Below are 23429 nucleotides of genomic sequence, written 5' to 3'. Positions count from 1 at the left end.
GGGCGTGCGCTGGGGGCTCACTCGACGCCGATGAGGAGCGGGGCCCCCTGCCGGCCGCCGTTGTAGACCACCGTGTCGACGGCGAGGTACGCCTCGCGCACCCGTGCCTCCAGGCGTTCGGTGACGCCCTCGGGCGCCTCGTCGCCGAGGACGAGGGTGACCAGCTCGCCGCCGGCCTGGAGCATGCGGTCGAGGACGGTCTCGGCGGTGGCCGTCACGTCCGAGCCGATCACCGCCACGTCACCGTCGATGAGGCCCAGCACGTCCCCGGCCTGGCAGATGCCGGCCATGGTCCAGGACTGCCGTTCCGCGACCACGACCTCGGCGTAGCGGGTGGCGCCGGCGGCCGAGGTCATCTGGACGACGTCCTCGTCGAAGCGGCGGTCGGGCTGGTGCACCGCGAGCGCGGCGATGCCCTGGACCGCCGAGCGGGTCGGGATGAGGGCGACCCGGATGCCCTCCGCGCGGACCTGCTCGGCCGCCGCGGCCGCCGTGTGCCGCAGGTCGGCGTCGTTGGGCAGCAGCATCACCTCGCGCGCGTGGGCCCGTCGTACGGCGTCCACCAGCTCCCCGCTGGCGGGCGGCTCCCCGGGGCGCGCGAGCACGGTGGTCGCGCCGGACTCGCCGTACAGCCCGACCAGCCCCTCCCCCGGCACGACGGCCACCACGGCCCGCTGCACCCGCTCGCGCGGCGGCTCCGCGCCGGTGTGCACGTCCCCCGCGCCGAAGTGCGTGATCCGGATCCGGTACGGCCGCCCCGCCTCGACGCCCGCCTCCACGGCGGCGCCGGCGTCGTCGACGTGCACATGGACGTTCCACAGGCCGTCGCCGCCGACCACCACCAGGGAGTCGCCGAGGACGTCGAGCCGGGCCCGCAGCCGGTCCACGGCGGCGTTCTCGGCCTCCAGGAGGTAGATCACCTCGAAGGCGGGACCCCCGGCCGACTCGCCGCACGCATCGGCGCGGGCGTCGGAAACGGCGTCCACGCGCGCGTGGACGACCGGAAGCGCTCCGTACGCGTGCACGTCGAAAGCGGTCGGCGTCTCCCCCGTGAACGCCTCCACCAGCGCCCCGAGCACCTCGACCAGACCCCGTCCCCCCGCGTCGACCACTCCGGCCCGCTCCAGCGCGGCCAGCTGTCCCGGGGTCTCCGCGAGCGCCTTGCAGGCGCCCTCGTAGGCGGCCCGAGCGATCACCCCTACGCCGCCCTCGGCCACGTCGGCGGCGTCGGCCGCTGCCGCCGCGACCGACAGCACGGTGCCCTCGACGGGATGGGCCACGGCTCCGCGGGCGGCGTCGGCGGCGTACCGCAGGGCGAGCCGCAGCCTCTCCCCGTCGATGTGAGTCGTCTCACCCTCGGTGACGACATGGGCCATGCCGCGCAGCAGCTGCGCCAGGATCGTGCCGGAGTTGCCGCGCGCGCCTATGAGGGCGCCGTGCGCCATCGCGCGGACGGCGTCGGCCAGGGTGGGGACGTCTTCGCCCAGTTCGTAGCCGGCGAAGACGGCCTCCACGGCGCCGGCGGCCGACTCCACCGTCAGATAGAGGTTCGTGCCCGTGTCACCGTCGGCCACCGGGTAGACGTTGATCGCGTCGATCTCCTCGCGCGCCCGGCCGATCGCCCCGAGCGCGAGACCGCACCAGGTGCGTACCGCGAGAGCATCGAAGAATGTCTGCGGCACCTGCGCCACCTGCGCCTCCTTGAGCTGGCCCGACGTGGTCGCAGCGTAGACCCCGGAAGGGTGACCGCCGGAAGTGGGCCGGGAGCCGGCCCCTGAGCTGCCATGCTAGTTTCGTCTAACCGTCGCGGCCGTTGTATGCTGCTCCGGTTGCCCGATCCGATCGGGCCATTACCCCTGGCAACGCCACTCAAGATCTCAGATACCTGGGTCTCGATCCCGGCACGCCGGGATTCAACCGTAAGTGCATCTGAAGTCTTTGGAGTGACCCGTGGCTGCCAACTGCGACGTCTGCGGCAAGGGGCCGGGCTTCGGCAACAACATCTCGCACTCGCACCGCCGTACGTCCCGTCGCTGGAACCCGAACATCCAGCGTGTGCGTACCGTGGTCGGCGGGACGCCGAAGCGCGTGAACGCCTGCACCTCGTGCATCAAGGCCGGCAAGGTCTCGCGCTGACGCACTGCTGCCAGCGCGCGGCAACAGCCGGTTCGCCGCACTGAGCCGGTCCACCTGAGGGTGGGCCGGCTTTTTGCCGTGCCCGAAAATCGGAACCCCGGCAAACCGGGCCCTGCCAAGCTGGGCGCATGCGCTTCGGCATCCTCGGCCCCCTGGACATACGCACCGACGACGGCACCCCCGTCGACCCCGGCGGCCCCCGCCCCCGCGCGCTGCTCACCCTGCTGCTGCTGGACGCCGGCCGCGCGGTCTCGGCGCAGCGTCTCACCGACGGCCTGTACGGCACCGAGCCGCCCGCCGGGGCCGCCAACGCCCTCCAGTCCCAGATCTCCCGGCTGCGCAGGCGACTGGCACCGCACACCGAGATCGAGGCCACCGCCACCGGATACCGGGTCGCCGTCGCCCCCGACACCGTGGACGTGCATCAGTTCGAAGCCTGGTCCGCGGCCGGACGCGCCGCCCTGCGGGCCGGCGACCACCAGAACGCGGCGGCCCGGCTCCGGGAGGCGCTCGCCCTGTGGCGTGGCCCCGCGCTGCCCGACCTCCCGGACGCGCACGCCGAGGCCGCGCGCCTCGAGGAGCTGCGGCTGGCCGCCGTACAGGACCGCGTCGAAGCGGATCTGACACTCGGCGGCGGGTCCGGGCTGGTGCCTGAGCTGCGTGCGCTGCTGGCCGCCCATCCGCTGAGCGAGCGGCTGTACGGGCAGCTGATGCGGGCCCTGCACGCGAGCGGGCGGCCCGCCGAGGCGCTCACGGTGTTCGACGAGGCCCGTCGCGCCCTCGCCGACCAGCTGGGCGCCGATCCCTCCCCTGAGCTGTCCGCGCTCCACCTGGAGCTGCTCAGGGGTGCGGAGCCCGAGCGGCCCAGGCTCCCGGTCCAGCTCACCCGGTTCGTCGGCCGCGAGCCCGAGCTCGCCCGGATCGCCGCCCTCCTGACCGGCGCCCGCCTGGTCACCCTCACCGGCCCCGGCGGCGCGGGCAAGACCCGGCTGGCACTCGAGGCGGCGACCAAGATCGAGGCCGCGCGCAGAAGCGAGCTCCCGCCCAAGAACGAAGCCGCGCGTGAAGGCGGCGGTGTCTGTTTCGTCGAGCTGGCGCCGCTGGGTGACGGCTCGCAGATCCCGTACGCCGTCCTCACCGCCCTCGGTGTCCGCGAGGGCCTGCGCAGCCCCGTCGCCGACACCACGGACCGGCTGCTGGCCGCCCTGGAGGAGCGTGAGCTGCTGCTCGTCCTCGACAACTGCGAGCACCTGGTCGACGCGGCCGCCTCGGTCGCCGCCCTGCTCCTCGCCTCCTGCCCGGGCGTGCGGATCCTCGCCACCAGCCGGGAGTCCCTGAACATCACCGGCGAGGTGCTGGTCCCGGTGCCCCCGCTGCCGGCGGGACCGGCGGAGCGGCTCTTCCTGGACCGGGCGCGCGCCGTGCGCCCCGGTTTCGACGGCCACGCGCGCGTGCCGCACATCTGCGCCGCCCTGGACGGGTTGCCGCTGGCCATCGAACTGGCGGCGGCCCGGCTGCGCACCCTCACCCCCGACGAACTCGCCGGCCGCCTGGACGACCGGTTCCGGCTCCTCTCGCGCGGCGACCGCTCCAAGGCGCCCCGGCACCGCACCCTGCGCGCGGTGGTCGAGTGGAGCTGGGAGCTGCTGGACGGGGAGGAGCGTGAGCTGGCGCGGCGGCTGACGGTGTTCTCCGGAGGGGCGACGCTGGCGGCGGTCGAGGCGGTGTGCGGGCTGCCGTATCCGGAGGACCTGCTGGCCTCGCTGGTGGAGAAGTCGTTCCTCGAGGTGTCCGAGGGCCGCTACCGGATGCTGGAGACGATCCGCGCGTTCGCCGCCGGGGACCTGCCCGACCCGCGCGGCCTGCGGGACGCGCACGCCGGCTACTTCCTGCGGCTGGCCGAGCAGGCCGAGCCGAAGCTCCGTGGCGGCGGTCAGCTGCCCTGGCTGGCACGGCTCTCCGCCGAGCACGGCAACCTGGACGCGGCCCTGCGCCATCTGGTGCGCCACGGCCCCGAGGACGCCCTGCGCCTGATGGCCGTCCTGTCCTGTTTCTGGCGGCTGCGCGGGCTGCACGGCGAACAGGTGACGTCCGCGCGCGCACTCCTGGCCGCCGTGGGGGACGCGCCACCGCCGGGGCTGACGGAGGAGTACGTGCTGTGCGCGGTCAACGTGCTCCTCGGCGACGGCGGCCACCCGGCCGGCCAGGACGACCACGCGGAGCTCGTCGCACGCGTGGACGCGCTGATGGCCACGTGCCCGGGCCCCTTGCGGCTGCCGTACATCCTCATGTTGTGGTCGGTCGCGGCCGGCCCCCGCCCGACGACCGACGGGAAGGCCCTGGCGCTGGCCGGCGACGACCCCTGGGCACGGGCCCTGCTCGACGTGGGCCTGGGTTTCCGGGACCTGCTCGCGGGCCGGCCACGGGAGGCCGAGGAGTGCTTCGCCCGGGGGCTGGACGGGTTCCGGGCCACGGGCGACCGCTGGGGGATGGCCAACTGCCTCGACCCGCTCGGCATGGCCGCCCACGCGCGCGGGGACTCGCGCCGCGCCCTGGAGCTGCTGGACGAGGGGCTGGCGTACATGCGCGAGCTCGCGGCCCCCGAGGAGACCGCCGACCTGCTGCGTACCCGGGGCACCGTGCTGCTGCACCAGGGCGACACGGCCGGCGCCGAGGCCCACTTCGAGCAGGCGCTGACCCTCGCCCGTGGTGCCGGGCTCCCCGACAAGGTGGCGGGCGCCCGGCGCGGTCTCGGCGACGCGGCACGGCTCTCCGGGGACACGGCACGCGCGCGCGTGCACTACGAGAACGCCCTCAGGGAGTGCGCCGCCAACTGGTTCAGCGTCGGCGAGACGGTCCGTATCCTCATCGGGTTCGGCCGCACGGCCGCCGCCGAGGGGGACACCGAGGAGGCCCGCGACTGGTTCCGGCAGGCCGCCGAACTCGCCGTCGAGGGTCCGGGCACCCTGGAACTCGCGGACGCGGCCGAGGCGTTGGCGTCCGTCGCCGAGTCGGCCGAGCGGGCCGCCGTGCTGCTGGGCGCGGGGACGGCCCTGCGCGGCGCCCGTGCCGAGACCGATCCGGACGTCGTACGCGTCGAACGGGACGTACGCGCGAAGCTGTCGCCCGAGGCCTACGAGCAGGCCTTCGACCAGGGCCTACGGCAACGGTCAGCGGCGGTCAGCGAACGGTAGGAGGACGGTCAGCGCCCCCGCCGAAGCTCATCGCATGACGAAGAACCCCACACCGAAGAACCTCGGCCACCTCAGCGTCCTGGTCTCCGGCGCCAGCATCGCCGGTCCCGCCCTCGCCCTGAACCTCGTCCGGCTCGGCGCCCGGGTCACCGTCGTCGAGAAGGCCCCGGAACTGCGCGGCGGCGGCTTCGCGGTCGACTTCCGCGGTCACGTGCACCGCACGGTCCTGACCTCCATGGGCATCTGGGACGAGGTCCACGCCCGCCAGACCCACATGGGCCGCCAGACCGTCGTGGACGCCGACGGCAGCCCGCGCGTGGACCTGCCCGCCGAGCTGATGAGCGGTGACGTGGAGATCTGCCGCGGCGACCTCGCCCAGCTCATGTACGAGCGCACCAGGGAGGACGTCGAGTACGTCTTCGGCGACTCGATCGCCTCCCTCGCCCAGGACGCCGACGGCGTCGACGTCACCTTCGAGCACGGCGCCCCCCGCCGCTTCGACCTGGTCGTCGGCGCGGACGGTCTGCACTCCAACACCCGCCGGCTGGTCTTCGGCGAAGAGTCCCGCTACCTGCGCTTCTTCGACCACTACGTGGCCGGCTTCGACATCCCCAACCACCTCGGCCTGGACCGTACCGGCCGGGTCTACAGCGAACCCGGCCGCGCGGCCGTCGTCGGCAACTGCGACGGCGACCCGGACCGCGCGGGCGCGTTGCTGGTCTTCCGGTCCGAGGAGCTGTCGTACGACCGCCGGGACGTCGCGGCGCAGAAGCGGATCGTCGCGGAACGTTTCGCCGGCCTGGGCTGGGAGGGTCCGGCCCTGCTCAAGGCCCTCGAGGAGGCCGACGACCTGTACTTCGACGCGATCGCCCAGATCCACGTCGACCGCCTGGTCGAGGGGCGGGTGGCACTGCTCGGGGACGCCGGGTACGGGGCGACCATGGGCGGGATGGGGACCGGTGTGGCGGTCGTCGGTGCCTATGTCCTCGCCGGTGAGCTCGCCCTCGCGGGCGGCGACCACCGCACCGCGTTCGCCGAGTACGAGACCCGGATCCGGGACTTCGCCAAGGGCTGCCAGAAGATCTCCGGCAACGCGGGCCCGTTCTTCGCCCCGCCCACCGAGCGGCGCATCCGCAGCCGGGACCGCATGTACCGGGTTCTCGCCTCCCGCCCGCTGGCCCGCTTCTTCAAGAAGATGACGGAGAAGGCGGCCACCGGCATCAAACTCCGGGAGTACCCCTACTGAGGGCCCCGGCCCAGGGCCCAGCCGTGATCCACCGGCCCGATCCCGGCACCGAGCGCGAACCCGGCCGCGATCGCCCCCGTGACGTACTCCTTGGCCGCCGCCACCGCCTCCGGCACGGGCTGCCCCTTCGCGAGCTGCGACGCGATCGCGGACGCGAGGGTGCAGCCCGTGCCGTGCGTGTGCCGGTTGTCGTGGCGGGGGGCGCGCAGCCGGAACTCGTCGGTGCCGTCCGTGAGCAGGTCCACGGCCTCACCCGGCAGATGCCCGCCCTTGATCAGCACCCACTTCGGCCCGTACGACAGCACGGCCGCCGCGGCCCGGCGCAGCTCCGCCTCCGACTCGACCTTCAGACCGGTGAGTTGGGCCACCTCGTCCAGGTTGGGGGTGGCCACGGTGGCCAGTGGGAGGAGCTTGGTGCGGACCGACTCCAGGGCGGAGGCGGCGAGCAGGGAGTCGCCGTGCTTGGAGACGCCCACCGGGTCGACGACCACGGGCGCCTCGGTGCCGGCGACCAACTCCGCGACTGTCTCGACGAGTTCGGCCGAGGCGAGCATCCCGGTCTTCACCGCGTCCACGCCGATGTCGTCGACCACGCTGCGGTACTGGGCCCGCACCGCCGCCACCGGCAGCTCCCAAGCGCCCTGCACACCGACGGAGTTCTGGGCGGTGACCGCCGTGATCACGCTCATGCCGTGCACGCCCAGCGCCAGCATCGTCTTCAGGTCGGCCTGGATCCCGGCCCCGCCACCGGAGTCGGAGCCCGCGACCGTCAGCACCCGCGGCAGGCTCATGACTCGATGTCCCCGAAGTGGTCCCAGCCGCCCGTGCTGGTCCAGGGCGCCCCGTCGACGGTCACCTGGGGCAGCGCGGACGGGTTGAGGACCTCGCCGATCACCTTCCAGCGGGCGGGCAGCTTCACGTCCGGCGGGAAGGTCGCCACGATGGCGTGGTCCTCGCCGCCGGTCAGCACCCACTGGATGGGGTCGACGCCGACGGCCTGCCCGATGTCGTTCATCTGGGACGGGACGTCGATCGCGCCGGAGCGGATGTCGATCCGCACCTTGCTGGCCTCCGCGATGTGTCCGAGGTCGGCGATCAGGCCGTCGCTGACGTCGCACATCGCGGTGGCGCCGAGGCCCGCGGCGGCCGGACCCGCGTGGTACGGCGGTTCGGGGCGGCGGTGCGCCTCCACGAAGGCGCGCGGCGAGCGGAAGCCGCGGGAGAGCACCGCGTAGCCGGCCGCGGACCAGCCCAGCCAGCCGGTGACGGCCACCAGGTCGCCGGGCTGGGCGCCGCCCCGGGTGACCGGCTCCTGGTTGCGCAGATCGCCGAGCGCGGTGATGGAGAGCATGATCGTGTCGCCGCGGACCACGTCGCCGCCGACCACCGAGGCGCCGGCCACCTGGCACTCGTCCCGGATGCCGTCCATCAGCTCGCTGGGCCAGGTCACCGGGAGTTCGGCGGGGACGACCAGGCCGAGCAGCAGCGCGGTCGGCACGGCGCCCATGGCGGCGATGTCCGCGAGGTTCTGCGCGGCCGCCTTGCGGCCCACGTCGTAGGCCGTGGACCAGTCGCGGCGGAAGTGCCGGCCCTCCAGCAGGATGTCGGTGCTCGCCACGACCCTGCGGTCGGGCGCGGCGACCACCGCGGCGTCGTCGCCGGGACCGATCCGGACCGCCGGAGTGGTGGTGAGACGGGAGGTGAGCTCCCTGATGAGCCCGAACTCCCCCAGCTCACCAACAGTGCCCTTCATTGCCCTTACGCCCCTTCTCTGCCTTGCCGTGCCCGCTCGCGCGTCATCGTCGTCCTGGTTACGGTCGAGGTGACCGTCAACTTCTGTCGTGGCTGCACCCTGGCGCGCAAGCCCCTGTCCGCGCAGGTCTCCCCGCGGTGAGCGGCGACGCGATACCGTGGCGTTCCTTTTCCCCACATGATCCTCGTGGCCGCCCTGGAGGTTCCGTGGTACAGGCGTACATCCTGATCCAGACGGAGGTCGGCAAAGCGTCGACCGTCGCCGAGGTCATCAGCAAGATCCCTGGAGTCATCCAGGCCGAGGATGTGACAGGACCGTACGACGTCATCGTGCGCGCACAAGCGGAGACGGTCGACGAACTCGGTCGGCTCGTGGTCGCCAGAGTCCAGCAAGTGGAGGGCATCACGCGTACTCTGACCTGCCCGGTCGTCCATCTGTAGCCCCCGTCTAGGCTTGGCCGGTGAACATTTTCCGTCACCGGCCATTCGGTCTGCCCGCGCTCGCTCTTGTGATGATCGCGGCGGCGGGCTGCTCATCAGCAGACGATGCCCCGTCGGCGGCGGTTCCCAGTCCGGGCGCGGCGGTCGCGAAGCTGTGCCGGAACCTCGACGAGGGGTTGCCGAAGAAGGTGGACGAGCTCGCCCGGCGTGACCCCGAGCCCGCCTCCACGCTGACGGCGGGCTGGGGGGACCCCGCGATCATACTGCGCTGCGGTGTGGAGCGGCCTGCGAAGATGGCCGACCCGGAGGCCGACGGGGTCGAGGTCGACGGGGTCGGATGGCTGCTGGAGCAGGAGGCCGGCAAATCGTTCCGGTTCACCACGACGTTGCGGAAGGCGTATGTCGAGGTGACGATCCCCGCGGGGCGGACCGGGGACGGCATGGCGCCGTTGGTGGGCTTGGCGCCTGCCATCAAGAAGGCGGTTCCGGAGGGGGTTGCCGACTAGGCGCCGTGCGTGGAGCCGGTGCGTCGAGTGCCGGTGCGTCGTGGCCGGCCGCGCCCGCGCGGCGGAGCCGCGTGTCGCACACGGCCCCGCGCCCCTTTCGGGGCGCTTCGGTGCGGGGCGTTTCCTAGCGAAGCCCGGTTGAACGGTTCAGCGCTGCCTGGATCAGGCGGTCGATCAGGTCCGGGTAGCCGACGCCCGTCGCCTGCCACATCTGGGGGTACATCGAGATCGGAGTGAAGCCGGGCATCGTGTTGATCTCGTTGATCACGAAATCGCCGTCCTCGGTGAGGAAGAAGTCCGCGCGGACCAGGCCCTCGCAGGACGCGGCCTCGAAGGCGTCCACCGCGAGCGCCTGGATCTCGGCGGTCTCCTCGGGCGTCAGCGGGGCCGGGACGATGCCGGGGGTGGAGTCGATGTACTTGGCCTCGAAGTCGTAGTACGCGTGCGTGTCGGCCGGCGGGATCTCGGCCGGGACCGAGGCGCGCGGGCCGTCCTCGAACTCCAGGACGCCGACCTCGATCTCACGGCCGCGCAGCGCCGCCTCGACCAGGATCTTCGGGTCGTGGGCCTGGGCGGTGACGATCGCCTCGTCCAGACCGGAGAGGTCGTCGACCTTGGTGATGCCGATCGACGAGCCGGCCCGCGCGGGCTTCACGAACAGCGGCCAGCCGTGCTCGCCGGCGAAGTCGACGATCCGCTTGCGGGCGGCGGACTCGTCCTGCTTCCACTCGCGGGGACGGACCACCAGGTACGGGCCGACCTTGAGCCCGAACGAGGTGAACACCCGCTTCATGTACTCCTTGTCCTGGCCGACGGCCGAGGCGAGCACGCCGGAGCCGACGTAGGGAACGCCGGAGAGCTCCAGGAGGCCCTGCAGGGTGCCGTCCTCGCCGTAGGGGCCGTGCAGCATCGGGAAGACGACGTCGACCTCGCCGAGCGCCTTGGGCACGGAGCCGGGCTCGCTGTAGACGACCTCGCGGTTGGCCGGGTCGACGGGGAGCAGCACGCCGCCCTCGGTGGACTCGGCCAGGTCGCCGACCTCGGGCGTACGGCGGTCGCTGATCGCCATGCGTTCGGGTTCGTCGGCCGTGAGCACCCAGCGGCCTTCCCTCGTGATGCCGATCGGCAGGACGTCGTACTTCGTCCGGTCGATGGCGCTCAGGACGGCTCCGGCGGTGACCATGGAGATCCCGTGCTCGGAGCTGCGACCGCCGAACACGACGGCCACACGCGGCTTGCGAGCGGGCTGCTCAGGGCTCTGGGGGAGGTTCTCGGTGCTCATATCGCGATGAGAGTACCCGGTGGTAGAGGCCCGATACAGCGTCGGCGGGGTGCGTTCGCTCAGCGTCGCTCGGGCTTCGCGCTGCGCGACATGAGCTCCTTGAGGGCGACCACCGGCGGCTTGCCCTCGTGCACGATGTCGACCACCGTCTCGGTGATCGGCATCTCCACGCCGTGCCGGCGGGCCAGATCCGCCACGGACTCGCAGGACTTGACGCCCTCGGCGGTCTGCCGGGTGACCGCGATGGTCTCCTCCAGGGTCATGCCCTTGCCGAGGTTGGTGCCGAAGGTGTGGTTGCGGGACAGCGGCGAGGAACAGGTCGCCACCAGGTCGCCGAGGCCGGCGAGGCCGGCGAAGGTCAGCGGGTCGGCGCCGAGCGCGACACCGAGGCGGGTGGTCTCGGCGAGGCCGCGGGTGATCAGCGAGCCCTTGGCGTTGTCGCCGAGCCCCATGCCGTCGGCGATGCCGACCGCGAGCCCGATGACGTTCTTGACCGCGCCGCCCAGTTCGCAGCCGATGACGTCGGTGTTGGTGTAGGGCCGGAAGTACGGCGTGTGACAGGCGGCCTGGAGGCGCTGGGCGACGGTGTCGTCGGTGCAGGCGACCACGGCGGCGGCCGGCATCCGGGCCGCGATCTCCCGGGCCAGGTTGGGGCCGGTGACGACCGCGATACGGTCCTGGCCGACCTTGGCGACGTCCGCGATGACCTCGCTCATCCGCATGGTGGTGCCGAGTTCGATGCCCTTCATGAGGGACACCAGGACGGTGCCGGGCGCGAGCAGCGGCGCCCAGTCGGCGAGGTTGGCGCGCATGGTCTGGGACGGCACCGACAGGACCGTGAAGTCGGCGTCGTCCGCGGCCTCGGCGGGGTCGGTCGTGGCCCGCAGGTTCTCGGGGAGTTCCACGCCGGGCAGGTAGTCGGGGTTGGTACGGCCGGAGTTGACGGCCTCGGCCACCTCCGCCCGCCGCGCCCACAGGGTGACGTCGCACCCGGCGTCGGCGAGCACCATCCCGAAGGCCGTACCCCACGAACCCGCGCTGAAGACCGCCGCCTTGGCAGGCTTGCTCACTTGCCGCTCTCCTCTTCCAGACCGCTCTGCGCACGCGTCCGGCGCCGCTGCTCGATCCGCACCTGGCGTGGATCGTAGGGGGTCTCGGGGGCCTTCTCGCCCCGGATCTCCTCCAGCTGGCGGGTGATGGCGGCCATGATGACCTCGGTCGCCTCCTTGAGGAGGTCCTGGGTCATGTCCTTGTCGTAGAAGCGCGAGAGGTCGACCGGCGGACCGGCGAGGACGTGGTGGGTCTTGCGGGGCAGCAGCTTGGGCTTCTTCGCGTACGGCGGCAGCAGTTCGTTGGCGCCCCACTGGGCGACCGGGATCACCGGGCACTTGGTCTGCAGGGCCACCCTGGCGGCACCGGTCTTGGCCGTCATGGGCCACTGGTCCGGGTCGCGGGTGATCGTTCCCTCAGGGTAGAAAGCCACGCACTCGCCGCGCTCCACGGCGTCGATCGCGGCCCGGAAGGCGCTGAGGGCGTCGGTGGACTCGCGGTAGACGGGGATCTGGCCGGTGCCCCGCATGGCGGCGCCGACGAATCCCTTCTTGAAAAGCCCGCTCTTCGCCAGGAATCGCGGAACGCGCCCGGTGTTGTACTGATAGTGCGCGTAGGCGAAGGGGTCGATGTGGGAATTGTGGTTCACCGCGGTGATAAATCCGCCCTCGGCCGGAATGTTCTCCATTCCGCGCCAGTCCCGCTTGATCAGGACCACCAGCGGCGGTTTGCAGAGCACCGCAGCGAAGCGGTACCAGAAGCCGATTCTCCGGCGGGGCACGCGCACACCTTCCTCTAGGACTTCTTCCCGGTCTCCGGGACTTCTTCTCCCGGAGAGGGGGCCGGGAGAAGTGTCGCCCCGGTCCGCCGGTCTGTCGAGGAACACCGTACGCCTCGCTGCCGCGCCTGCCTCGGGGCCCGGGTGACAATGAGGCAACGAGGGAGGGACGGTACGTCGGTGCAGTGGACCTTGGTGATACCCCTGAAGCCCCTGGCGCGAGCCAAGAGCAGGCTCGCGGACACCGCGACGGACGGTTTGCGTCCGGGACTGGCCCTCGCCTTCGCCCAGGACACGGTGGCCGCGGCGCTGGCCTGCCAGGCGGTGAAGGATGTGGCGGTCGTCACGGACGACACGCTGGCCGGGCGCGAGCTCTCGGCGCTGGGCGCGCGCATCGTCCCGGACACGCCGGGAAGCGGTCTGAACGCCGCTCTGCGGCACGGCGCGGCGGTCGTGCGCGCGGCGCGCCCGGAAAGCGCGGTGGCCGCGCTGAACGCCGATCTGCCGGCGCTCCGTCCGCTGGAATTGTCCCGGGTGCTCGACGCGGCCGCGGAATTCCCGCGCGCTTTTCTCCCGGACGCGGCGGCAATCGGCACCACCCTGCTGGCCGCGACTCCCGGCAATGAATTGGCGCCCGCATTCGGCCCGGATTCCCGCGCCCGGCACACCGCCTCGGGCGCCGCGGAACTGCGACTGGCCGGTGTGGAGTCGGTACGGCAGGACGTGGACACCGGCGCGGACCTGCGCACGGCACTGGCCCTGGGCGTGGGCCCGCGCACGGCGGCAGCGGCGGCGCGCCTGCTGATTCCGGACCAGTAGGCTGCCGTCATGCAGGCGACCGCGTACACGTACGACCCCGAGACCCGCGGCGGCCAGGTGCTCCTGGACGACGGGACCCCGGTGCCCTTCGACGGGGCGGCTTTCGACGCGGGTGGATTGCGCCTGCTCAGGCCGGGTCAGCGGGTGCGCATAGAGACGGAGGGCTCCGGCGAGGGCCTCCGGATCACCCTGGTGACCTTGCAGACTCTCTGAGGCGGGAAACGAGGCCGCACACGCCGAACACACCGCGGGCCGGACTCCCCCAGGAGTCCGGCCCGTCGCGTGAGTACCCCGAGGCCCCGCTGCCTAGCGCGCAGCCGTCTTCTTGGCGGTGGCCTTCCGCGCCGTCGACTTCTTGGCCGGCGCCTTCTTGGCGGTGACCTTCTTGGCCGGAGCCTTCTTCGCGGCCGTCTTCTTCGCCGTGGCGGTGGTCTTCTTGGCGGTGGTCTTGGCCGTGGTCTTCTTCGCGGCGGCGGCCGTGGTCTTCTTCGCCGTCGTCTTCTTCGCGGTGGTCTTCTTGGCCGCCGCGGTCGCCTTCTTGGCGGTGACCTTCTTCGCCGCGGCCTTCTTGACCGTCGCGGAAGCGCCGCCGGTCAGGCTGCCCTTGGGCGCCTTCTTGACCGCGACCTCGCCGCCGCGCGGCAGCTTCTTCGAGCCGCTCACCAGGTCCTTGAAGCCCTGACCGGCACGGAAGCGCGGCACCGAGGTCTTCTTGACCCGAACCCGCTCGCCCGTCTGGGGGTTGCGGGCGTAACGCGCCGGGCGGTCCACCTTCTCGAAGGACCCGAAGCCCGTGACCGAGACCCGGTCACCCGCGACGGTCGCGCGGACGATGGCGTCCAGGACCGCGTCGACGGCCTCGGCCGCCTGCTGGCGGCCGCCCATCTTGTCGGCAATCGCTTCTACGAGCTGCGCCTTGTTCACGTCTTCCCCTTCGGAGACATCGCCAGAACGAAAGTGTTCAAGCTTTTTCGCACGTTAGGCAGATATATACCGCAAATCAAACACGAAACGGGCTTATCACCCTTGTGCCGCAACGGACTCGGTCGTCCAGGACGGTTCAGTCGGCGTTCTCGTCAGGGAATCGACCCTCGTCGAGGTCCGCATTGAACCGTTCCAGCCGCCTTGCCGCTTCGGCGATGTCGTGCTTGGCCGCGGCCGTAATGACCAGCAGCTTCCGGGTCAGCGCCATCCGTACGCCCTCCGGGACTTGCAGTGCGCGCACTGTTGTGTGCGCTTCCTTCAGTTGGTCCGCGACCGCCGTATAGAGCTGGAGTTGGCCGTCGTGTTCCATGCACAGATTGTGCCATCTGGGGCGAGTTGTCGCCTGCGCAGGGGGCAACTGCCGCCTCAAATGGCCTTCCGGGCACTTGCGGAAGCCGCGGACACAGCACTCACGTACCCCCACAACATCCGTCCTAACGTGGGAAGTTGGCAAGACCTGCGACAACGCGAGCGTCCGTTCGGGTGCAGACATGGCTGTACCCCCAATCGTGGCGATCGGGGGTACAGACGGGGTGGCGCGGTGGCTGAAACCAGCCGTATTCAGATGTGGTCGATCAGGCCGGAAGCGGGCTCCGGATCAGGCCTGGAGCGTCCGCGGCTTGTACGAGGGCCGCTTGGCCTCGTACTCGGCGATGTCGGCCTCGTTCCGGAGGGTGATGGAGATGTCGTCCAGCCCGTTCAGCAGCCGCCAGCGGGAGTTCTCGTCCAGCTCGAAGGAGGCGGTGATGCCCTCGGCGCGCACCTCGCGGGCCTGGAGGTCGACGGTGATCTCGGCCTGCGGGTCGTTCTCCGTGAGCTCCTGGAGCGCGTCCACGATCTTCTGCTCCAGAACCACCGTGAGCAGGCCGTTCTTCAGCGAGTTGCCCCGGAAGATGTCCGCGAAGCGGGACGAGATGACGGTCTTGAAGCCGTAGTTCTGCAGCGCCCAGACGGCGTGCTCACGGGAGGATCCGGTGCCGAAGTCGGGGCCGGCGACCAGGACGGTCGCCCCCTGCCGCTCGGGCCGGTTGAGCACGAACTCGGGATCTTTCCGCCAGGCCTCGAACAGCCCGTCCTCGAAACCGTCCCTGGTGACCTTCTTGAGCCAGTGAGCAGGGATGATCTGGTCGGTGTCGACGTTGGAACGGCGCAGCGGGACGGCCCGGCCGGTGTGCGTGGTGAATGCTTCCATGGCTGATCAGACTCCAGCGGGCGTACGAACGTCGGCGTCGGACAGGTCGGCGGGCGAGGCCAGGTGGCCCAGGACGGCCGTGGCGGCCGCGACCTGCGGCGACACCAGGTGGGTGCGGCCGCCCTTGCCCTGCCGGCCCTCGAAGTTGCGGTTGGAGGTGGACGCGGAGCGCTCCCCCGGTGCCAGCTGGTCGGGGTTCATGCCCAGGCACATCGAGCAGCCCGCGTGCCGCCATTCGGCACCGGCGTCCTTGAAGACGACGTCCAGGCCCTCGGAGACGGCTTGCAGACCGACCCGCGCGGAGCCGGGGACGACCAGCATCCGTACGCCGTCGGCGACTTTGCGGCCCTCGACGATGGCGGCCGCGGCGCGCAGGTCCTCGATACGGCCGTTGGTGCACGAGCCTACGAAGACGGTGTCCACCTTGATGGAGCGCAGCAGCTGGCCGGCCTCCAACCCCATGTACTCCAGGGCCTTTTCGGCGGCGAGGCGCTCCGAAGCGTCTTCGTACGAAGCCGGGTCGGGGACCTGTGCCGAAAGCGGCGCACCCTGGCCGGGGTTGGTGCCCCAGGTGACGAACGGCGAGAGGGCGGCGGCGTCGATGTGCACCTCGGCGTCGAATTCCGCGTCGTCGTCCGTCTTCAGCGTCTTCCAGTACTCGACCGCCGCGTCCCAGTCGGCGCCCTCGGGGGCGTGGGCGCGGCCCTTGATGTACGCGAAGGTGGTCTCGTCCGGGGCGATCATGCCCGCGCGGGCGCCGGCCTCGATCGACATGTTGCAGATGGTCATGCGGGCCTCCATCGAGAGCTTCTCGATGGCGGAGCCGCGGTACTCCAGGATGTAGCCCTGGCCACCGCCGGTACCGATCCTGGCGATGATCGCCAGGATCAGGTCCTTGGCGGTGACGCCCTCGGGCAGCTCGCCGTCGACCGTGATGGCCATGGTCTTCGGGCGGGCCAGCGGCAGCGTCTGGGTGGCCAGCACGTGCTCCACCTGGGAGGTGCCGATACCGAACGCGAGCGCGCCGAAGGCGCCGTGCGTGGAGGTGTGGGAGTCGCCGCAGACGACGGTCGTGCCGGGCTGGGTCAGACCCAGCTGCGGGCCGACCACGTGCACGACACCCTGCTCGATGTCGCCCAGCGGGTGCAGCCGGACGCCGAACTCGGCGCAGTTCTTGCGCAGCGTCTCCAGCTGGGCCCGGGAGACCGGGTCCGCGATGGGCTTGTCGATGTCGAGGGTGGGGGTGTTGTGGTCCTCGGTCGCGATGGTGAGGTCGAGGCGGCGCACCTGCCGGCCGTTCTGACGCAGGCCGTCGAAGGCCTGCGGGCTGGTCACCTCGTGCAGCAGGTGCAGATCGATGAAGAGGAGGTCGGGCTCGCCCTCGGCGCGCCGGACGACGTGGTCGTCCCAGACCTTCTCCGCGAGTGTCCTACCCATCGCTTTCCCTCCGGCCGGCAGACGTGCACCGGCCCAACTAGAGATCTTGAGGTAGCGGCTGCCCGTTCTCCGGGCCCCTGAAGTCGTGGTTCCGGGCGTCCGCCGCCGGGCCCGTTGGTCTGCGGGCCACTGTCTGATTCCAGGGTGGCGCGTTCCACGGGAAATTGAACTTGCGTTTCACAGAGTGAGACGTGAGTATCGTTGCATGGACAACAGTAGCGGCGTCGGCGTTCTGGACAAGGCGGCCCTTGTCCTGAGCGCTCTGGAGTCCGGTCCGGCCACCCTCGCGGGTCTGGTCGGGGCAACCGGACTGGCACGGCCCACGGCCCACCGGCTGGCCGTGGCCCTGGAACACCACCGCATGGTGGCACGCGACATGCAGGGCCGTTTCATTCTCGGCCCCCGACTCGCGGAACTGGCCGCGGCGGCCGGCGAGGACCGCCTGCTCGCGACGGCGGGCCCGGTGCTCACGCACCTCCGGGACATCACCGGTGAGAGCGCGCAGCTCTATCGACGCCAGGGGGACATGCGGATCTGCGTGGCCGCGGCGGAACGCCTGTCCGGCCTTCGGGACACGGTCCCGGTCGGCTCGACGCTCACGATGAAAGCCGGGTCCTCGGCGCAGATCCTGATGGCCTGGGAGGAGCCGGAGCGGCTGCACCGCGGCCTCCAGGGCGCCCGTTTCACGGCGACGGCCCTGTCGGGTGTCCGCCGCCGCGGCTGGGCCCAGTCCATCGGCGAGCGTGAGCCGGGGGTCGCCTCGGTGTCGGCGCCGGTGCGCGGCCCTTCCAACCGGGTGGTGGCGGCCGTCTCCGTCTCCGGCCCGATCGAGCGCCTGACCCGCCACCCTGGTCGCATGCACGCCCAGGCCGTGATCGACGCGGCGGGCCGCCTCTCCGAGGCACTGCGCCGCACGGGCTGACCCTCCCGTGGGAAGAGGCCGGCCTCAACGCCGCGGCAGGTCTCTTCCGACGGAAGTGCGACCCCCTGGGGGCGCGAGGCTGTATCGATGTGCGGCTACCGCCGCGTGGGCGCGGCCGGCCACACACTGCCCGCACCCGCCCAGTGACCGCAGCCCCCACGGCGGAGCATGCGCCACCACCGGCCGCCGGCCGTCCGCGACGCCGTCGTGGCTGATCGCGCGGTTCCCCGCGCCCCTAAGGGGTTGCACCCCCGGAGCGGTGAGCGAACCGGTCCTTCGCGTACCGCCCGCGCTTCTCCACCGGCACCACCCCGCTCGCCGCGCCCAGCCCGAAGCGGGGCATGTCGAAGTAGATCGACTCGTACGAGCCTTCCGGTGCCACGTACGCCTCGTGCCACAGCCCCACGTGCCCGTGCAGCTTCCCCGCCCGCTCCTTGCGGTTCACGACGCCCCACACCTTGTGGTGGAACAGGTCGGGCGAGCTCGCGTACGCGTACAGCTTCTCCTTGGACTCCCAGTACTGGACGACGTAGTACGTCCGCGGCGAAGCCGTCAGCAGGATGCGCCCCAGCAGCCCCCGGCCGGGGTCCCGTTCGAGCTCCCGCAGCATGCGGAACATCGACAGCGCGACCGGGAGCCACTGGTGGAGCGCCCAGAAGTGGTTGATGCGCATGCCGATCAGCAGGACCACCGCGTCGCCCTCACGCGCCGCGGTCATCCGGCCCGGAATCGGTTTCGCGAACATGACGACGCCCCCCGGATCCTCATCGGATAGCAGCACTATCCTTCTTGGGTGCTTGGATAGTGGCACTTACCAAGAGGGGGCGCAAGGCATGCGGCTTGCCCAGCTGAGCGAGCGCAGCGGTGTGTCCGCCGCGACGATCAAGTACTACCTGCGCGAAGGGCTGTTGCCGCCGGGCCGCCAGGTCAACGCCACCACCGCCGAGTACGACGAGGAGCATCTGCGACGGCTGCGGCTGGTGCGGGCGATGATCCAGGTGGGACGGATCCCCGTCGCCACGGTCCGCGAGGTGCTCGGGCATGTCGACGACGGCTCACTGGGCCGCACGATCAGAGTGGGCGCCGCACTGTGGGCGCTGCCGCAGGTGCCCGAGCCGGACGCGGAGGACGAGTTCGTGCAGAGCGCGCACCGGGAGGTCGGGAAACTGCTGGACGTCCTCGGCTGGGAGAACGCCAAGCAGCTCACGACCATCTCCCCCGCGTACCGCCAGCTGGTCGTCGCGGTGGCCGCGTTCCGCCGGCTCGGGTACGACTGGGACGCCGAACTCCTCGTGTCACACGCGAAGTTGATGCACCAGGCGGCCATCACCGACTTGGACTTCCTGGAGACGCGTCCGTCGGAGGAGGAGAAGGTGGAGGCCGCGGTGGCCAGCGCGGTCCTGGTGGAGCCGATGCTCCAGGCGCTGCACCGGCTGGCCCAGGAGGAGGAGACGGCCCGCCGCTACGGCTTCGAGTGAGCGGGACGGCATACGGCGGTACGACGAAGGCCCCTCACCGAAGTGAGGGGCCTCGCGCTTCTCTCCTGTACCCCCGACCGGATTCGAACCGGCGCTACCGCCTTGAGAGGGCGGCGTGCTAGGCCGCTACACAACGGGGGCGTGGATCTTACGAGCGTTTAAAACTACACCGCCGCAGATCCGAGCTGGTCTACCTGGACTCGAACCAAGACTAACTGAACCAGAATCAGTCGTGCTGCCAATTACACCATAGACCAATGATGGTTTAGACCAGTTCGTACCCCCGACCGGATTCGAACCGGCGCTACCGCCTTGAGAGGGCGGCGTGCTAGGCCGCTACACAACGGGGGCCCTAGCGATCCTTCGATCACCGTACCCCCGACCGGATTCGAACCGGCGCTACTGCCTTGAGAGGGCAGCGTGCTAGGCCGCTACACAACGGGGGCTTGCGGATCTGATCCGCGCGTGCAGATGAGCTCTGCGAGCTGGCCTACCTGGACTCGAACCAAGACTAACTGAACCAGAATCAGTCGTGCTGCCAATTACACCATAGGCCACTGGAACGCAAGCCCCTGAGGGGATCTTGTTCTAGCTTCGCGCCTCCGGTTCCGGCCTTTCGGCCCGCTCCCCGGCGGCGCAGGAAGAACATTACCTGAAGGTGGACGGGGCTCCAAAACGGGTATCGGCGCGGAGGATCGCGGGCAGTTCGGCGAGGGAGCCGATCCGGTGACCGCCGGCCGGCGCGCTCCCGGTCCCGTGCCGGTCCAGCCAGACGGACAGCAGTCCGGCGTCCGCGGCACCGCGTCCGTCGATCTCCGGGTGGTCGCCGACGTACGCGACCTGGTGCGGAGCGAGTTCCAGCGCCGCGCAGGCGGCGAGGAAGGCACCGGCCTCGGGCTTGGAGACGCCCAGTTCGGCGGCGCAGAGGATCGCCTCGAAGCGGTCGTGGACACCGAGCGTGCGCAGCTTGTGGTCCTGGACGTGAAAGCTGGAGTTGGAGAGCACGGCGTGTCGGTGGCTGGCCGCGAGCGCGTCCAGGGCGGGCAGGACGTCCGGGAAGAGGGTCCAGGCGGCCTCGTAGTGGGTCCGGTACCGGCGGAACCAGGCGCCGGCCTCGTCGTCGGTGAGCTCCCTGTCCAGGAACACCCGTACCCGGTCCAGCCGCTGTCCCTCGAAGCTGATCTCGCCCGCCGCGAAGCGCGCCCACTGCTCGTCGGTGATCTCCCGCCACCGCACCAGCGCCGCTTCCGCGCTCTCCCGGCCGGTGAGCAGCCCCTCCGCCGCCAGATGCGCCCGCATGCCCTCGCGGTCGGCACTCGTGTAGTCGAAGAGGGTGTCGTCGACGTCCCACACCACGGCCCTGATCGTCATGGCACCGACGGTACCCGGCGGGCGCCGCCCGCCCGGAGCCGTCGTGCCGGTCGGGGTGCGGCCACGGGCAGAAGCGGACTCGGGTGCGCGTGAGGGGCGTTACCCGGAGACTCCGGGTAACGCCCCTCACGTACGCCTGCGGGTTACGCGGTCAGCTTCGCCAGGGCCGCGTCGATCCTGGCCAGCGTCTTCTCCTTGCCCAGGATCTCCAGGGACTCGAAGAGCGGCAGGCCGACCGTGCGGCCGGTGACCGCCACCCGGACCGGGGCCTGGGCCTTGCCGAGCTTGAGGCCGTGGGCCTCGCCGGCGGCCAGGACGGCCTCCTTCAGGGACTCCGGAGAGGTCCAGTCGGCCGACTCCAGCTTCTCGCGGGCCGTGACCAGCAGGGCGTCGCTGCCCTCCTTCATCGCCTTCGCCCAGCTGGCCTCGTCGGAGACCGGCTCGGGCAGGAACAGGAAGTCGACGTTGTCGGTGATCTCCGACAGGACCTTCAGACGGGTCTGGGCGTGCGGGGCGATCGCGTGCCACTTGGACTCGTCGAAGTCCTCCGGGGCCCAGGGGGCGACGGGGGCCTTCAGCCAGGGCGCGCAGCGCTCCGTGAAGTCCTTCACGTCCAGCAGACGGATGTGGTCGGCGTTGATCGCCTCGCACTTCTTCAGGTCGAAGCGGGCCGGGTTGGGGTTCACGTCGGAGATCTCGAAGGCGGCCACCATCTCCTCGATCGAGAAGATGTCCTGGTCCGCGGAGAACGACCAGCCGAGCAGCGAGAGGTAGTTCAGCAGGCCCTCGGGGAGGAAGCCGCGCTCGCGGTAGAGGTTGAGCGAGGACTCCGGGTCGCGCTTGGAGAGCTTCTTGTTGCCCTCGCCCATGACATAGGGGAGGTGACCGAAGGCCGGGATCCGCTGGGCGATGCCGAGCTCGGTCAGCGCCTTGTAGAGGGCGATCTGGCGCGGGGTGGAGGAGAGCAGGTCCTCGCCGCGCAGGACGTGGGTGATCTCCATCAGGGCGTCGTCGACCGGGTTGACGAGCGTGTAGAGCGGGGCGCCGTTCGCGCGGACGATGCCGTAGTCCGGGACGTTCTCCGGGGTGAAGGTCAGCTCGCCGCGGACCAGGTCCGTGAAGGTGATCGTCTCGTCGGGCATCCGGAAGCGGACGATCGGGGTGCGGCCCTGGGCCTTGTACTCCGCCACCTGCTCCTCGGTGAGGTCGCGGCAGTGGCCGTCGTACCCGGACGGCCGGCCGGCGGCGCGGGCGGCCTCGCGGCGGGTGTCCAGCTCCTCCTGGGAGCAGTAGCAGCGGTAGGCGTGGCCGGCGTCGAGCAGCTTCTGGGCGACGTCGGCGTAGATGTCCATGCGCTGCGACTGGCGGTACGGCGCGTGCGGGCCGCCGACCTCGGGGCCCTCGTCCCAGTCGAAGCCCAGCCAGCGCATCGCGTCGAGCAGCTGGCCGTAGGACTCCTCGGAGTCGCGGGCCGCGTCGGTGTCCTCGATGCGGAAGACGAGCGTGCCCTGGTGGTGCCGGGCGAACGCCCAGTTGAACAGGGCGGTGCGGACCAGGCCCACATGGGGGTTACCGGTGGGCGAGGGGCAGAACCGTACTCGGACGGCGGGGTCGGGTGCGCTAGCCACGCTTGACAACCTTGTTGGTGAGAGTGCCGATGCCTTCGATGGTGACGGCGACCTCGTCGCCGACGTTGAGGGGGCCGACCCCTGCCGGGGTGCCGGTGAGGATCACGTCGCCGGGGAGCAGCGTCATGGCCTCGGTGATGTTGACGATCAGGTCCGCGATGGGGTGGATCATCTCGCTCGTACTGCCGAGCTGGCGCTGTTCGCCGTCGACGGTGAGCTGGATCGTCAGGTCGGAGGCGGTGGAGAGGTCCATGTCCGTCTCCACCCAGGGGCCGAGCGGGCAGGCGGTGTCGAAGCCCTTGGCCCGGGCCCACTGCTTCTCGCGCTTCTGGACGTCGCGGGCGGTGACGTCGTTGGCGCAGGTGTAGCCGAAGATCGCGTCCTGGACGCGCTCGCGCGGGACCTCGCGGCACATACGGCCGATGACCACGGCCAGTTCGGCCTCGTGGTGGAGGTCCTGGGAGAACGGGGGGTACTGGATCTCGTCGCCGGGGCCGATCACCGAGGTGGACGGCTTGAAGAAGGCGAAGGGGGCGTCCGGGACCTCGTTGCCCAGCTCCTTCGCGTGCTCCGCGTAGTTGCGGCCGAAGGCGACGACCTTGTTGGGGAGCACCGGCGGCAGCAGCCGTACCTTGTTCAGCGGGACCTTCGTGCCGGAGAGCTCGAAGTCCGTGAACGGAATGCCCTTGATGATGTCGAGGACGAGTTCGTCCTGCTTGTCGCCCTCGACGGCGCCGAAGGCGACGTTCCCGTCGATGGAGAACCTGGCGATGCGCACGGGATCCTTGCGCCCCTCACTGAGCCGGCTGGAGTCTGACACCCCAGGCTAACGCGGTAAGGGGTGGCCGCCGTGAAAACAGCCCGGTGACCGGGTGAGTGGGTGAACGGCGGCCGTGACCCGTACCGGCGGCTACTCGGCTGCCGAGGTCGTGGCCGGGATCTCCATGAGGATGGTGCGCCGCGGGTTGGCCGTCTGGGCGGGGAGGTCGAGGGAGTGCTCGGGCAGTTCGGGGGTCTGCAGTTCCTCGGCGTCCTTGAGGTGGGCCAGGGTGGTACGCCGGGGGTTGGCTATGTTGCGGAACATCATCGTCGTCTTCACGGTTGTCGTGGACCCCGTCATGTGTCGGTTGGCAGAGACTTCCCTCTTGTAAAGCGCCAGGCTAAACATCGAATTCCCGGCGGAAGCCGCCAAGTAGCGGTGATCGGCGTGTGA

At 71.1% G+C, this 23429-nt stretch carries 24 protein-coding genes and 5 tRNA genes; 9 read left to right on the top strand and 20 right to left on the bottom strand.

Annotated elements, in window-relative coordinates; genetic code table 11:
• Positions 1-17: 17 nt before the first annotated feature.
• Positions 18-1691, bottom strand: coding sequence for a DAK2 domain-containing protein (locus tag ACWDGI_RS34820; protein ID WP_450765990.1), 1674 nt, complete (start codon positions 1689-1691; stop codon positions 18-20).
• Between the two features lie 259 nt (positions 1692-1950).
• On the opposite strand from ACWDGI_RS34820, the gene rpmB reads away from it, so the two are divergent.
• The 3 genes from rpmB (at position 1951) to ACWDGI_RS34805 (ending at position 6576) form a co-directional block, all read left to right on the top strand.
• Positions 1951-2136, top strand: coding sequence for a 50S ribosomal protein L28 (rpmB, locus tag ACWDGI_RS34815; RefSeq protein WP_003993230.1), 186 nt, complete (start codon positions 1951-1953; stop codon positions 2134-2136).
• Between the two features lie 128 nt (positions 2137-2264).
• Positions 2265-5330, top strand: a complete 3066-nt coding sequence (locus ACWDGI_RS34810; RefSeq protein WP_450765988.1) for an AfsR/SARP family transcriptional regulator — start codon at positions 2265-2267, stop codon at positions 5328-5330.
• Between the two features lie 34 nt (positions 5331-5364).
• Positions 5365-6576 (top strand): FAD-dependent monooxygenase, encoded by a 1212-nt coding sequence (locus tag ACWDGI_RS34805; protein WP_450765986.1) that lies wholly within the window; start codon positions 5365-5367, stop codon positions 6574-6576.
• Here the strand turns inward: ACWDGI_RS34805 and thiD are convergent.
• Together thiD and ACWDGI_RS34795 are read right to left on the bottom strand one after the other, a co-directional pair.
• Positions 6570-7367, bottom strand: a complete 798-nt coding sequence (gene thiD, locus ACWDGI_RS34800; protein ID WP_450765984.1) for a bifunctional hydroxymethylpyrimidine kinase/phosphomethylpyrimidine kinase — start codon at positions 7365-7367, stop codon at positions 6570-6572. The two genes, ACWDGI_RS34805 and thiD, sit on opposite strands and share 7 nt — an antisense overlap.
• Complete coding sequence (locus ACWDGI_RS34795) at positions 7364-8329, bottom strand: thiamine-phosphate kinase (protein WP_450765982.1); 966 nt, start codon at positions 8327-8329, stop codon at positions 7364-7366. Before ACWDGI_RS34795 ends, thiD begins: the two co-directional genes overlap by 4 nt.
• 206 nt (positions 8330-8535) lie before the next feature.
• Between ACWDGI_RS34795 and ACWDGI_RS34790 the strand changes: the two genes are divergently transcribed.
• Entirely contained in the window at positions 8536-8769 is a 234-nt protein-coding gene (locus ACWDGI_RS34790; RefSeq protein ID WP_450765980.1) for an Lrp/AsnC family transcriptional regulator, read from the top strand.
• A gap of 20 nt (positions 8770-8789) precedes the next feature.
• A complete protein-coding gene (locus ACWDGI_RS34785) occupies positions 8790-9275 on the top strand; it encodes a DUF3515 domain-containing protein (protein WP_450765978.1) in 486 nt (161 codons plus the stop codon).
• Between the two features lie 124 nt (positions 9276-9399).
• Here ACWDGI_RS34785 and ACWDGI_RS34780 read toward each other — a convergent pair whose 3' ends face one another.
• From ACWDGI_RS34780 to ACWDGI_RS34770, 3 genes are read right to left on the bottom strand one after another with little or no spacing between them, the layout of a single operon-like run.
• Entirely contained in the window at positions 9400-10557 is a 1158-nt protein-coding gene (locus ACWDGI_RS34780) for a D-alanine--D-alanine ligase family protein (RefSeq protein WP_450765976.1), read from the bottom strand.
• Positions 10558-10616: 59 nt separating this feature from the next.
• Entirely contained in the window at positions 10617-11627 is a 1011-nt protein-coding gene (locus ACWDGI_RS34775) for an NAD(P)H-dependent glycerol-3-phosphate dehydrogenase (RefSeq protein ID WP_450765974.1), read from the bottom strand.
• Positions 11624-12388 (bottom strand): lysophospholipid acyltransferase family protein, encoded by a 765-nt coding sequence (locus ACWDGI_RS34770; RefSeq protein ID WP_450765972.1) that lies wholly within the window; start codon positions 12386-12388, stop codon positions 11624-11626. The genes ACWDGI_RS34775 and ACWDGI_RS34770 overlap by 4 nt, the downstream gene beginning before the upstream one ends.
• 177 nt (positions 12389-12565) lie before the next feature.
• Here ACWDGI_RS34770 and cofC point away from each other — a divergent pair, with 177 nt between their 5' ends.
• Positions 12566-13204 carry a 2-phospho-L-lactate guanylyltransferase gene (cofC, locus tag ACWDGI_RS34765; RefSeq protein WP_450765970.1) on the top strand — a complete coding sequence of 213 codons (639 nt, stop codon included), beginning with the start codon at positions 12566-12568 and terminating at the stop codon, positions 13202-13204.
• Between the two features lie 9 nt (positions 13205-13213).
• Positions 13214-13417 carry a hypothetical protein gene (locus ACWDGI_RS34760; protein WP_450765968.1) on the top strand — a complete coding sequence of 68 codons (204 nt, stop codon included), beginning with the start codon at positions 13214-13216 and terminating at the stop codon, positions 13415-13417.
• 93 nt (positions 13418-13510) lie between these two features.
• On the opposite strand, the gene ACWDGI_RS34755 is transcribed toward ACWDGI_RS34760, so the two are convergent.
• From ACWDGI_RS34755 to leuC, 4 genes are all read right to left on the bottom strand, one after another.
• A complete protein-coding gene (locus ACWDGI_RS34755; protein ID WP_360484765.1) occupies positions 13511-14128 on the bottom strand; it encodes an HU family DNA-binding protein in 618 nt (205 codons plus the stop codon).
• 136 nt (positions 14129-14264) lie between these two features.
• Positions 14265-14498: an SCO5555 family protein gene (locus tag ACWDGI_RS34750; RefSeq protein ID WP_450765966.1), complete on the bottom strand. Its 234-nt coding sequence runs from the start codon at positions 14496-14498 to the stop codon at positions 14265-14267.
• 288 nt (positions 14499-14786) lie between these two features.
• Positions 14787-15380, bottom strand: a complete 594-nt coding sequence (gene leuD, locus ACWDGI_RS34745; protein ID WP_450765964.1) for a 3-isopropylmalate dehydratase small subunit — start codon at positions 15378-15380, stop codon at positions 14787-14789.
• A gap of 6 nt (positions 15381-15386) precedes the next feature.
• A complete protein-coding gene (gene leuC, locus ACWDGI_RS34740; RefSeq protein WP_450765962.1) occupies positions 15387-16817 on the bottom strand; it encodes a 3-isopropylmalate dehydratase large subunit in 1431 nt (476 codons plus the stop codon).
• Positions 16818-17022: 205 nt separating this feature from the next.
• On the opposite strand from leuC, the gene ndgR reads away from it, so the two are divergent.
• On the top strand, positions 17023-17739 hold the full coding sequence (gene ndgR, locus ACWDGI_RS34735; protein WP_003993203.1) for an IclR family transcriptional regulator NdgR: 717 nt from the start codon (positions 17023-17025) through the stop codon (positions 17737-17739).
• Between the two features lie 235 nt (positions 17740-17974).
• On the opposite strand, the gene ACWDGI_RS34730 is transcribed toward ndgR, so the two are convergent.
• Positions 17975-18484 (bottom strand): DUF4188 domain-containing protein, encoded by a 510-nt coding sequence (locus ACWDGI_RS34730; protein WP_450765960.1) that lies wholly within the window; start codon positions 18482-18484, stop codon positions 17975-17977.
• 88 nt (positions 18485-18572) lie between these two features.
• Between ACWDGI_RS34730 and ACWDGI_RS34725 the strand changes: the two genes are divergently transcribed.
• Positions 18573-19217: a MerR family transcriptional regulator gene (locus tag ACWDGI_RS34725; RefSeq protein WP_450765958.1), complete on the top strand. Its 645-nt coding sequence runs from the start codon at positions 18573-18575 to the stop codon at positions 19215-19217.
• A gap of 68 nt (positions 19218-19285) precedes the next feature.
• Here ACWDGI_RS34725 and ACWDGI_RS34720 read toward each other — a convergent pair.
• The 9 genes from ACWDGI_RS34720 to ACWDGI_RS34680 form a co-directional block, all read right to left on the bottom strand.
• Positions 19286-19358: transfer RNA gene (locus tag ACWDGI_RS34720), tRNA-Glu, on the bottom strand.
• Between the two features lie 44 nt (positions 19359-19402).
• Positions 19403-19474 (bottom strand) — tRNA-Gln (locus tag ACWDGI_RS34715).
• Positions 19475-19495: 21 nt separating this feature from the next.
• Positions 19496-19568, bottom strand: a tRNA-Glu gene (locus ACWDGI_RS34710).
• 22 nt (positions 19569-19590) lie between these two features.
• A tRNA-Glu gene (locus ACWDGI_RS34705) sits at positions 19591-19663 on the bottom strand.
• A gap of 39 nt (positions 19664-19702) precedes the next feature.
• A tRNA-Gln gene (locus tag ACWDGI_RS34700) sits at positions 19703-19774 on the bottom strand.
• A 91-nt stretch (positions 19775-19865) separates the two neighbouring features.
• Positions 19866-20588 (bottom strand): HAD family hydrolase, encoded by a 723-nt coding sequence (locus tag ACWDGI_RS34695; RefSeq protein ID WP_450765956.1) that lies wholly within the window; start codon positions 20586-20588, stop codon positions 19866-19868.
• 143 nt (positions 20589-20731) lie between these two features.
• Positions 20732-22216, bottom strand: coding sequence for a glutamate--tRNA ligase (gltX, locus tag ACWDGI_RS34690; protein ID WP_450765954.1), 1485 nt, complete (start codon positions 22214-22216; stop codon positions 20732-20734).
• Complete coding sequence (locus tag ACWDGI_RS34685; protein WP_450765952.1) at positions 22209-22994, bottom strand: fumarylacetoacetate hydrolase family protein; 786 nt, start codon at positions 22992-22994, stop codon at positions 22209-22211. The genes gltX and ACWDGI_RS34685 overlap by 8 nt, the downstream gene beginning before the upstream one ends.
• A 132-nt stretch (positions 22995-23126) precedes the next feature.
• Positions 23127-23315, bottom strand: coding sequence for a hypothetical protein (locus ACWDGI_RS34680; RefSeq protein WP_450766083.1), 189 nt, complete (start codon positions 23313-23315; stop codon positions 23127-23129).
• Positions 23316-23429 lie beyond the last annotated feature (114 nt).

The sequence above is a fragment of the Streptomyces sp. NPDC001220 genome (genome assembly GCF_053597895.1).
This window is presented reverse-complemented; position numbering and strand designations above follow the sequence as displayed.

Excerpts from the sequence above, each read along its gene's own strand:
- ACWDGI_RS34810 (WP_450765988.1), top strand. The coding sequence starts at position 2,265 with ATGCGCTTCGGCATCCTCGGCCCCCTGGACATACGCACCGACGACGGC.
- ACWDGI_RS34805 (WP_450765986.1), top strand. The coding sequence starts at position 5,365 with ATGACGAAGAACCCCACACCGAAGAACCTCGGCCACCTCAGCGTCCTG.
- thiD (WP_450765984.1), bottom strand. The coding sequence starts at position 7,367 with ATGAGCCTGCCGCGGGTGCTGACGGTCGCGGGCTCCGACTCCGGTGGC.
- ACWDGI_RS34795 (WP_450765982.1), bottom strand. The coding sequence starts at position 8,329 with ATGAAGGGCACTGTTGGTGAGCTGGGGGAGTTCGGGCTCATCAGGGAG.
- ACWDGI_RS34780 (WP_450765976.1), bottom strand. The coding sequence starts at position 10,557 with ATGAGCACCGAGAACCTCCCCCAGAGCCCTGAGCAGCCCGCTCGCAAG.
- ACWDGI_RS34760 (WP_450765968.1), top strand. The coding sequence starts at position 13,214 with ATGCAGGCGACCGCGTACACGTACGACCCCGAGACCCGCGGCGGCCAG.
- ACWDGI_RS34750 (WP_450765966.1), bottom strand. The coding sequence starts at position 14,498 with ATGGAACACGACGGCCAACTCCAGCTCTATACGGCGGTCGCGGACCAA.
- leuD (WP_450765964.1), bottom strand. The coding sequence starts at position 15,380 with ATGGAAGCATTCACCACGCACACCGGCCGGGCCGTCCCGCTGCGCCGT.
- leuC (WP_450765962.1), bottom strand. The coding sequence starts at position 16,817 with ATGGGTAGGACACTCGCGGAGAAGGTCTGGGACGACCACGTCGTCCGG.
- ndgR (WP_003993203.1), top strand. The coding sequence starts at position 17,023 with ATGGACAACAGTAGCGGCGTCGGCGTTCTGGACAAGGCGGCCCTTGTC.
- ACWDGI_RS34730 (WP_450765960.1), bottom strand. The coding sequence starts at position 18,484 with ATGTTCGCGAAACCGATTCCGGGCCGGATGACCGCGGCGCGTGAGGGC.
- ACWDGI_RS34725 (WP_450765958.1), top strand. The coding sequence starts at position 18,573 with ATGCGGCTTGCCCAGCTGAGCGAGCGCAGCGGTGTGTCCGCCGCGACG.
- ACWDGI_RS34695 (WP_450765956.1), bottom strand. The coding sequence starts at position 20,588 with ATGACGATCAGGGCCGTGGTGTGGGACGTCGACGACACCCTCTTCGAC.